Consider the following 10,391-nt stretch of genomic DNA (forward strand, 5'->3'; position numbering starts at 1 on the left):
CTTGTCTGTCCCTGGCCCCAAGTTCCGTCTTTTCAGCCCCTGATGGCGACCGACGTCAGCCGTGGACCGCGGCCGGATGCTTCAGGAGGCGCGGGGAGGCGAACCCCGTGCCGGCGCCCGTGTCCCCGAAGGGCGCTGAGCCGGAAGGGCCACCTCCTGCGAGACTCATTCGGACATTGCGGACTCTTGGGGCATCGTTCGGCAACCCCGGAGGGGTGCCCCGGCGTCCTTTTCACACCGCTCTCGACTTCACACCGCTCTCGACGCACTCCCGCAGCCCTGGCCGGGGCACGTCCCACGTCGCGCCCCGGCACACTGCCCAAGACACGCATCTCAGCCGTAACGTGTGGCGCGACCACATGAAACGCAGCGCCATGCACGGCCCGGATGAGAGTGAGGCAGCACCCCCATGCCCCCCTTCGACGTCCCCGAGGGCGACCCCTTCGGCCCGCACAACCTTCCCTATGGCGTGTTCTCGCCCGCCGGCAGCACGGAGCGGAGGGTCGGCGTCCGGCTCGGGGACCACGTCCTCGACGTGGGCGCGGCGGCCGCCGCGCTCGGCTCGCCGTACCACTCGCTGCTCGCGCACCGCACCCTCAACCCGTTGCTGGCGGCCGGCCGCACCGCGTGGTCCGAGGTGCGGCGCGCCATCACCGCCTGGGCCACCGACCCCACGCACCGCGACGCGGTCGAACCGCTCTTCCACCCCCTGTCCGAGGTGACCCTGCACCTGCCCTTCGAGGTGGCGGACTACGTCGACTTCTACGCCTCGGAGAACCACGCCCGCAACGTCGGCCGGATCTTCCGCCCGGACGCCGAGGACTCGCTCACCCCCAACTGGAAGCACCTGCCGATCGGTTACCACGGCCGTTCCGGCACGGTGATCGTCTCCGGCACGGACGTCGTACGCCCGTCCGGACAGCGCAAGGGCCCCGGCGACCTCGCGCCCGTCTTCGGCCCGTCGATCCGGCTGGACATCGAGGCCGAGGTCGGCTTCGTCGTGGGCGTGCCGTCCGAGCTGGGCAGGCCGGTCGCCCTCGGCGACTTCAGCGAGCACGTCTTCGGGCTGTGCCTGCTCAACGACTGGTCCGCGCGGGACATCCAGGCCTGGGAGTACGTGCCGCTCGGCCCCTTCCTCGGCAAGTCCTTCGCGACCTCGGTGTCGGCGTGGATCACTCCGCTGGAGGCGCTGGAGCACGCGCGCGTGGCGCCGCCGGAGCGCACCCACCCGCTGCTGCCGTACCTGGACGACTCGGCGCCGGGGGTCGAGCCCGGCGGTTACGACCTGCGGATCTCTGTCGCGATCAACGGTCATGTCGTCTCCGAGCCGCCGTTCTCCACCATGTACTGGACCGCCGCCCAGCAACTCGCCCACATGACGGTGAACGGCGCCTGTCTGCGCACCGGCGACCTGTACGGCTCCGGCACGGTGAGCGGACCGGAGGAGCGCCAGCGGGGCTCCCTGCTGGAGCTGACCTGGAACGGCCGCGACCCCCTCGAACTCCCCGACGGCAAGCGCGCCTTCCTGGAGGACGGCGACGTGGTGACCCTGTCGGCCTGGGCACCCGGGGCGAACGGGACCCGCGTCGGACTGGGAGACGTGAGCGGGCGGGTCGTGTCGGGCTGAGCCGGCGGCAGGGCCCCGGGGTCGGGGGCGGTGACACCGTCGCCGACCCCGGGCGCGCACGGGGCGAACCACCGCGCGGGGCGCGGTGGGAGGGGCGCGGGCGAGTGGCGCAGAGCGAACCGGCGCACGAGGCGCGGTGGGAGAGGCGCGGGCAGGTGGCGCGGGAGCAGGCGCGGGCGGGCGGTGCGAGGGGTGTGGCCCCCGGCGGGGTACGGCTTCGGCCGGTTCGTCTCCGGCACCTGACTCGGGGCGCCCGTCTTCGTCATACTGACGGGGCACGCACCACACGCGGCGCGCGCCCGCGCGCCGCTCCCGTGGCACCACCGACACCCGCACGCCTCTCCGACCAGAACCGGAGCCCCGGCATGACCGTCTGCCTGCTCCTGCTGAGCGTCGTCGCCCTGACGGCCGCCGTGCCGGCGCCGCGCGCTCTGACCCGCGCCGACTGGCCCGAGCGGGAACCCGTGGTCGCGTTGTGGGTGTGGCAGTGTCTGGTCGCCACCGTCCTGCTGTGCTGCGTCGCCGCACTCGTGCTGGGCGCGGCGGCCGTCTTCCACACCGTGCGCGACCACGTGTTCGCCCCCGCGCCGCCCGCCGTCACCGCTGCCTACGACCTCTCCGCCGCGCCGGTGTGGGCGGCCGCGCTCACCGTCCTGCTCGCGTGCGGTGCCGCATGGACGACCGCGATGCTGGGCCGCGAACTCGTCGAGGCCCGCCGCAGCCGCGGCCAGGTTCGGGCCCAGCTGCGCGAGCGCGCCCCGGATCTTCCCGCGGGGCTGCCGGCGGCGCGGGGACCGATGCTGGTCCTGGAGGACGAGTACCCGGACGCCTGGTGGATGCCGGGGCATCCGCCGCAGCTGGTCGTCACCACGGGGGCCCTGCAGCGCCTCACCGACCACCAGTTGGACGCCGTCCTGACCCACGAGCGCGGGCACGCGCGCGCCCACCACGACTGGCTGCTGCACCTGTCCACCGCGCTCGCCACCGGTTTCCCGCGCGTGCCGCTCTTCGCCCACTTCTGCGAGCAGACGCACCGCCTGGTGGAACTGGCCGCCGACGACGCCGCCTCCCGTCGCTGCGGGCACCTCACCACGGCTCTTGCGCTGATCGAGCTGAACCAGCACCGGGGTGTCCTCTCCTGTGCCTCCAGCCGCCGCCTCCTCGGGGAGCGCGTGGACCGCCTGCTCGCACCGCCGCCACGGCTGCTGCGCCGGCACCGCGCCCTGACGACGGCGGTGGCCGCGCTCGTACCGCTGCTCCCACTGTTGATCACGTTCGCCCCGGGGCTGACGGCACTGTCCTGACCGGTCCGCCGCATGGCCGCTCGCCGCCCGTGCCGTGGCATCGCGCCCCCAGGCCGGTCCCCGGTCCCCTATGTCCAGGCGTCCGGCTCGGGCTCCTCGTCCTCCACGGAGGCCGCGTCCGCCGGTGCGTCCTCCACGGATCCGGCCGGGGCGTCCAGGGAGGCCAGGACCTCGAGCACGCCTTCCCCGTACGTCGCCAGCTTCTTCTCGCCGACCCCGCTCACCGTGCCCAGCTCGCGCACCGAGCCGGGCCGGCGGGTGACGATCTCCCGCAGCGTGGCGTCGTGGAAGATGACGTAGGCCGGGACGCCCTGCTCCCGCGCCCGGTCGGCGCGCCAGGCGCGCAGCGCCTCGAAGGCGGGCAGCAGTTCGTCGGGCAGCTCGGCCGCGGCGGCCTTGGCCTTGCGGTCGCCGCCGGAGCCGCCGTCCGGCCGCGACCGGGAGGCGGCCGGCTTCTTCGGCTCCTTGCGCAGCGGAACCTCCCGTTCCCGCCGCAGCACCGAACCGCTCGCCCCGGTGAGCACCAGCGTGCCGTACTCCCCCTCGACGGCGAGCAGTCCCTGGGCCAGCAACTGCCGGATGACGCCCCGCCATTCGCCCTCGGTGAGGTCCTGGCCGATACCGAAGACGGACAGCTGGTCGTGGTCGAACTGGATCACCTTGCCGGTGCGCTTGCCGAGCAGGATGTCGACGATCTGCAGGGCGCCGAACTTCTGCCCGCGCTCGCGCTGCAGCCGTACGACCGTCGACAGCACCTTCTGCGCGGCGATGGTGCCGTCCCAGGTCTCCGGCGGGGCGAGGCAGGTGTCGCAGTTGCCGCAGCCCGCCGGATCGGCGTCCTGGCCGAAGTAGGCGAGCAGCTGACCGCGGCGGCACTGCGCCGTCTCGCACAGCGCGAGCATCGCGTCGAGGTGGGCGGACGCCCGGCGGCGGAACGCCTCGTCGCCCTCGCCCGACTGGATCAGCTTGCGCTGCTGTACGACGTCGTTCAGGCCGTACGCCATCCAGGCCGTGGACGGCAGGCCGTCGCGGCCCGCACGGCCTGTCTCCTGGTAGTAGCCCTCGATCGACTTGGGCAGGTCGAGGTGGGCCACGAAGCGGACGTCGGGCTTGTCGATGCCCATGCCGAAGGCGATGGTCGCCACCACGACCAGGCCGTCCTCGCGCAGGAACCTGGCCTGGTGCGCGGCGCGGGTGCCCGCGTCCAGGCCCGCGTGATACGGCACCACCTCGATGCCGCCCGCGGTGAGGAACTCCGCCGTCCGCTCCACCGAGTTGCGCGAGAGGCAGTACACGATCCCGGCGTCGCCCGCGTGCTCCTCCCGCAGGAAGGTGAGCAGCTGCTTTTTCGGGTCGGCCTTGGGCACGATGCGGTACTGGATGTTGGGCCGGTCGAAGCTGGCGACGAAATGGCGGGCCGCCGGCAGGCCGAGCCGCTGAGTGATCTCCTCGTGGGTGGCGCGCGTGGCCGTGGCGGTGAGGGCGATCCGGGGGACGTCCGGCCAGCGCTCGCCGAGGAGCGCCAGGGTGAGGTAGTCGGGGCGGAAGTCGTGGCCCCACTGGGACACGCAGTGGGCCTCGTCGATCGCGAAGACGGAGATCTTGCCGCGGGAGAGCAGGTCGAGGGTGCCGTCCAGGCGCAGCCGCTCCGGCGCCAGGTACAGCAGGTCCAGCTCGCCGGCCAGGAACTCGGCCTCGACCGTGCGCCGCTCGTCGAAGTCCTGCGTGGAGTTGATGAACCCGGCCCGCACGCCGAGGGCGCGCAGGGCGTCCACCTGGTCCTGCATGAGCGCGATGAGCGGTGAGACCACGATGCCGGTGCCGGGTCTGACCAGGGCCGGGATCTGGTAGCACAGCGACTTGCCGCCACCGGTCGGCATGAGCACGACGGCGTCGCCGCCCGCCACCACGTGCTCGATGACCGCCTGCTGCTCGCCCCGGAAGGCCTCGTACCCGAAGACCCGGTGCAGCGTGGCCAGCGCCTCGCTGCCGGCCGCGCCCGGCCCTTCGGTCAACCCTGGCATCTCGCTGATCCCGCCCGTCGCATCCATCGTCGGTCCCCGTCTGTCCCCCGTGTGCCGTCCCTCGACCACTGCGTCAACGATAGGGGCCCGCGCCGACAGTGCCGGAAGTTGTCCACAGGCCACCCCGAGCACCCTCCGGCCAGGGACCCGAATGTCGTACACGTGTTCCCACGAGGGCTGCCCGCCTCCCCGGAGACGCCGCTGCCCGGCACCCGCCTTCTGGCGGGCTGCCGGGCAGCGGCATGGGCACGGTGGGCGTCAGCGCACGAACACCCCTGCCTGGCTCGCCAGGTCCAGGAAGTACTGCGGCGCCACGCCGAGCACGACGGTCACAGCCACGCCGATGCCGATCGCCAGCGTGGTCAGCGGCGACGGCACCGCCACGGTCGGGCCCTCGGGCTTCGGCTCGCTGAAGAACATCAGCACGATCACGCGGATGTAGAAGAACGCGGCGATCGCCGAGGAGATCACACCGATCACGACCAGCGGGACCGCGCCACCGGCCGCCGCCGCCTTGAACACGGCGAACTTTCCGGCGAAGCCGGAGGTCAACGGGATGCCGGCGAAGGCGAGCAGGAAGACCGCGAACACGGCTGCCACCAGCGGCGACCGGCGACCGAGCCCGGCCCACTTGGACAGGTGGGTGGCCTCGCCGCCCGCGTCGCGCACGAGCGTGACCACCGCGAAGGCGCCGATGGTGACGAAGGAGTATCCCGCCAGGTAGAAGAGGACGGACGACACACCGTCCTTCGAGGTCGCGATGACACCCGCGAGGATGAACCCGGCGTGCGCGATGGACGAGTAGGCCAGCAGCCGCTTGATGTCGGTCTGCGTGATCGCGACGATCGCGCCGCCGAGCATCGTGATGATCGCCACCGCCCACATCACTGGGCGCCAGTCCCAGCGCATGCCGGGCAGGACGACGTACAGCAGCCGCAGCAGCGCGCCGAACGCGGCCACCTTCGTGGCCGCCGCCATGAAGCCGGTGACCGGGGTCGGAGCGCCCTGGTAGACGTCCGGGGTCCACATGTGGAACGGCACCGCGGCCACCTTGAACAGCAGGCCCATCACGATCATCGCGCCGCCGATGAGCAGCAGCGCGTCGTTGCCCATGGTGTTGGCCAGCGCCGGGTCGACACCGGTGACCGTGCCGTCGACGACCTGGGCGATGCGCGCGTAGGACACCGAGCCGGCGTAGCCGTACAGCATGGCGATGCCGAACAGCGTGAACGCGGAGGCGAACGCGCCGAGCAGGAAGTACTTGACCGCGGCCTCCTGCGACATCAGCCGCTTGCGACGGGCCAGTGCGCACAGCAGGTACAGCGGCAGGGAGAAGACCTCCAGGGCCACGAAGAGCGTCAGCAGGTCGTTGGCCGAGGGGAACACCAGCATGCCGGCGACGGCGAAGAGAAGGAGCGGGAAGACCTCGGTGGTGGTGAAGCCGGCCTTCACCGCGGCCTTCTCGCTGTCGCTGCCCGGCACGGACGCGGCCTGCGCGGCGAAGGAGTCGACCCGGTTGCCGTGCGCCGCCGGGTCCAGGCGCCGCTCGGCGAACGTGAACAGGCCGACCAGGCCGGCCAGCACGATCGTGCCCTGCAGGAAGAGGGACGGGCCGTCGACCGCGATCGCGCCCATGGCCGCGATGTGCGCCTTGGTGGTGCCGTAACCGTCGGCCGCGAGCGCGACGACCGCGGCGAACGCGGCGCACAGGGCCACGGCCGACACGAACACCTGCGCGTAGTAGCGCGACTTGCGCGGGACGAACGCCTCGATGAGCACCCCGACCAGCGCCGCGCCGACGACGATCAGGGTCGGCGACAGCTGTCCGTATTCGATCTTGGGTGCCGGGATCTTCGAGATCGGGTCGGCCGCGGTTGTCCACAGGCTGTGGACGGCTGTTGTGCTCACTTGGCCGCCTCCACCGAGGGCTTGGGGTCGGTCTTGTGTACATCGGACATCGTCTGCTTGACCGCCGGGTTGACGATGTCCGTCACGGGCTTCGGGTAGACGCCCAGGAAGATCAGCAGCGCGATCAGCGGGGCGACGACCACGAGCTCCCGCACGCGGAGGTCGGGCATCGCCGAGACCTCGGGCTTCACCGGCCCCGTCATCGTCCGCTGGTAGAGCACGAGGGCGTAGAGCGCGGCGAGGACGATGCCGAAGGTGGCGATGATCCCGATCGCCGGGTGGCGCGTGAACGTGCCGACCAGCACCAGGAACTCGCTCACGAACGGCGCGAGACCGGGCAGCGAGAGGGTGGCGAGACCACCGATCAGGAAGGTTCCGGCGAGCACGGGGGCGACCTTCTGCACACCGCCGTAGTCGGTCATGAGCCGCGAACCGCGCCGGGAGATCAGGAAGCCGGCGACCAGCATCCAGGCCGCCGTCGAGATGCCGTGGTTGACCATGTAGAGCGTGGCGCCGGACTGGCCCTGGCTGGTCATCGCGAAGATGCCCATGACGATGAAGCCGAAGTGGGAGATCGACGCGTAGGCCACCAGGCGCTTGATGTCCCGCTGGCCGACCGCGAGCAGCGCACCGTAGATGATGCTGATCAGGGCCAGGACGAGGATCACCGGCGTCGCCCACTTGCTGGCCTGCGGGAACAGCTGCAGGCAGAAGCGGAGCATCGCGAAGGTGCCCACCTTGTCGACGACCGCCGTGATGAGGACGGCGACCGGCGCGGTGGACTCCTGCATGGCGTTGGGCAGCCAGGTGTGCAGCGGCCACAGCGGCGCCTTCACCGCGAAGGCGAAGAAGAAGCCCAGGAACAGCCAGCGTTCGGTGCTGGTCGCCATGTGCAGCGAGCCGTTGGCCCGGGCCTCGGCGATCTGCTGGAGGGAGAAGTTCCCGGCGACCACGTACAGGCCGATCACCGCGGCCAGCATGATCAGACCGCCGACGAGGTTGTAGAGCAGGAACTTCACCGCCGCGTACGACCGCTGCGTGGAGGCCGCCTCCTCGCCCTGCGCGTGGGCGCGGTCCCCGAAGCCGCCGATGAGGAAGTACATCGGGATGAGCATGGCTTCGAAGAAGATGTAGAAGAGGAAGACGTCGGTGGCCTCGAAGGAGATGACCACCATCGCCTCGACGGCCAGGATCAGCGCGAAGAAGCCCTGGGTGGGGCGCCAGCGGCGGCTGCCCGTCTCCAGCGGGTCGGCGTCGTGCCAGCCGGCCAGGATGATGAACGGGATCAGTACGGCGGTCAGCGCGATCAGCGCCACCGCGATGCCGTCGACCCCCAGCTCGTACCGCACGCCGAAGTCCTTGATCCAGGCGTGGGACTCGGTGAGCTGGTAGCGGGAGCCGGCCGGGTCGAAGCGGACCAGGACGGTGATCGCCAGGGCGAGCGTGGCGAGCGAGACGACCAGCGCCAGCCACTTGGCGGCGGTGCGCCGCGCGGCCGGTACGGCGGCCGTGGCGACCGCCCCGAGGGCCGGGAGCGCCGCCGTCGCTGTCAGCAGTGGAAAGGACATCGGTATCAGACCGCCCTCATCAGCAGGGTCGCGGCGACCAGTAGTGCCGCACCGCCGAACATCGAGACCGCGTAGGAGCGGGCGAAGCCGTTCTGGAGCCTGCGCAGCCGCCCGGACAGACCGCCGAACCCGGCCGCCGTGCCGTTGACCACGCCGTCGACCAGGGTGTGGTCGAGGTAGACCAGGGAGCGCGTCAGGTGCTCGCCGCCGCGCACCAGGACCACGTGGTTGAAGTCGTCCTGGAGCAGGTCGCGGCGGGCCGCGCGGGTGAGCAGCGAGCCGCGCGGGGCGACGGCCGGCACGGGCCTGCGGCCGTACTGGGCCCAGGCGATGGCCACACCGATCACGAGACACACCATCGTCGCGCCCGTGACCGCACCGGCGCCGACCGGGGAGTGGCCCTCGCTGTGCCCGGTGACCGGCTCCAGCCAGTGCAGGAAGCGGTCGCCGATGCTGAAGAAGCCACCGCCGAGGACCGAGCCGACGGCCAGCACGATCATCGGGATCGTCATGACCTTCGGGGACTCGTGCGGATGCGGCTCGGCGTGCTCGCCGCCGTGCTCGGCGGCGGGCTCGGCGCTCGGCGCCTCCGGCGAGCGGGTGGGCCGGTTCCTCCAGCGCTCCTCCCCGAAGAAGGTCATCAGCATCACGCGCGTCATGTAGAAGGCGGTGATGGCCGCGCCCAGCAGGGCCGCCCCGCCGAGGATCCACCCCTCGGTGCCGCCCTTCGCGAAGGCCGCCTCAATGATCTTGTCCTTGGAGAAGAAGCCGGACAGGCCCGGGAAACCGATGATGGCCAGGTAGCCGAGGCCGAAGGTGACGAACGTGACCGGCATGTACTTGCGCAGGCCCCCGTACTTGCGCATGTCGACCTCGTCGTTCATGCCGTGCATGACGGAACCGGCGCCGAGGAACAGCCCGGCCTTGAAGAAGCCGTGCGTGACCAGGTGCATGATCGCGAAGACGTAGCCGATGGGGCCGAGACCCGCGGCCAGCACCATGTAGCCGATCTGCGACATGGTCGAGCCGGCCAGGGCCTTCTTGATGTCGTCCTTCGCGCAACCGACGATCGCACCGAACAGCAGCGTGACCGCACCGACCACGGTGACGGCCAGCTGGGCGTCGGGCGCCGCGTTGAAGATGGCCGCGGAGCGGACGATCAGGTAGACGCCCGCGGTCACCATGGTCGCCGCGTGGATCAGGGCCGAGACCGGGGTCGGGCCCTCCATCGCGTCCCCGAGCCAGGACTGCAGCGGCACCTGGGCGGACTTGCCGCAGGCGGCGAGCAGCAGCATCAGCGCGATGGCGGTGAGCTTGCCCTGGGAGGTGTCACCGGCGTGAGCGAAGACCGGGCCGAAGGCGAAGCTGCCGAAGGTGGCGAACATCAGCATGATCGCGATCGACAGGCCCATGTCGCCGACGCGGTTGACCAGGAAGGCCTTCTTCGCGGCCGTGGCGGCGCTGGGCTTGTGCTGCCAGAAGCCGATCAGCAGGTAGGAGGCGAGACCGACGCCCTCCCAGCCGACGTAGAGCAGCAGGTAGTTGTCGGCGAGGACGAGCAGCAGCATCGCCGCGAGGAACAGGTTCAGGTAGCCGAAGAAGCGGCGGCGCCGCTCGTCGTGCTCCATGTACCCGACCGAGTACAGGTGGATCAGCGACCCGACGCCCGTGATGAGGAGGACGAAGGTCATCGACAGCTGGTCGAGGCGGAAGGTGACGTCCGCCTGGAAGCTGCCGACGGAGATCCACGTCCACAGGTGCTGGGTCAGGGTGCGGTGGTCGGCGCTCCTGCCGAGCAGGTCGGCGAAGAGGATCAGGCCGAACACGAAGGAGGCGGCCGACAGGAGCGTGCCGACCCAGTGGCCGACGCGGTCCAGGCGCCGGCCGCCGGCCAGCAGGACGGCCGCTCCGAGCAGGGGCGCCGCGATGAGCAGCGCGATCAGGTTCTCCACGATTCTTC

Annotated in this window: 6 protein-coding genes; 2 read left to right on the forward strand and 4 right to left on the reverse strand. The window is 71.4% G+C overall.

Annotated features, from left to right (window positions below; genetic code table 11):
* Positions 1-409: 409 nt before the first annotated feature.
* Together fahA and ACLU3S_RS12075 are read left to right on the forward strand one after the other, a co-directional pair.
* Positions 410-1,627 (forward strand): fumarylacetoacetase, encoded by a 1,218-nt coding sequence (gene fahA, locus ACLU3S_RS12070; protein ID WP_413951781.1) that lies wholly within the window; start codon positions 410-412, stop codon positions 1,625-1,627.
* Positions 1,628-1,992: 365 nt separating this feature from the next.
* Positions 1,993-2,931 carry a M56 family metallopeptidase gene (locus ACLU3S_RS12075; protein WP_413951782.1) on the forward strand — a complete coding sequence of 313 codons (939 nt, stop codon included), beginning with the start codon at positions 1,993-1,995 and terminating at the stop codon, positions 2,929-2,931.
* A 68-nt stretch (positions 2,932-2,999) separates the two neighbouring features.
* On the opposite strand, the gene recQ is transcribed toward ACLU3S_RS12075, so the two are convergent.
* The 4 genes from recQ to nuoL all read right to left on the reverse strand — a co-directional run bounded on the left by recQ (position 3,000) and on the right by nuoL (position 10,383).
* Entirely contained in the window at positions 3,000-4,982 is a 1,983-nt protein-coding gene (gene recQ, locus ACLU3S_RS12080; protein ID WP_413951783.1) for a DNA helicase RecQ, read from the reverse strand.
* Between the two features lie 231 nt (positions 4,983-5,213).
* Entirely contained in the window at positions 5,214-6,863 is a 1,650-nt protein-coding gene (nuoN, locus tag ACLU3S_RS12085) for an NADH-quinone oxidoreductase subunit NuoN (protein ID WP_413951784.1), read from the reverse strand.
* Entirely contained in the window at positions 6,860-8,431 is a 1,572-nt protein-coding gene (locus tag ACLU3S_RS12090) for an NADH-quinone oxidoreductase subunit M (protein WP_413951785.1), read from the reverse strand. The genes nuoN and ACLU3S_RS12090 overlap by 4 nt, the downstream gene beginning before the upstream one ends.
* A 5-nt stretch (positions 8,432-8,436) precedes the next feature.
* Positions 8,437-10,383 (reverse strand): NADH-quinone oxidoreductase subunit L, encoded by a 1,947-nt coding sequence (gene nuoL / locus ACLU3S_RS12095; protein ID WP_413951786.1) that lies wholly within the window; start codon positions 10,381-10,383, stop codon positions 8,437-8,439.
* Positions 10,384-10,391: the final 8 nt, after the last annotated feature.

The sequence above is a fragment of the Streptomyces sp. AF1A genome, from assembly GCF_047340315.1.
Lineage (GTDB): Bacteria > Actinomycetota > Actinomycetes > Streptomycetales > Streptomycetaceae > Streptomyces.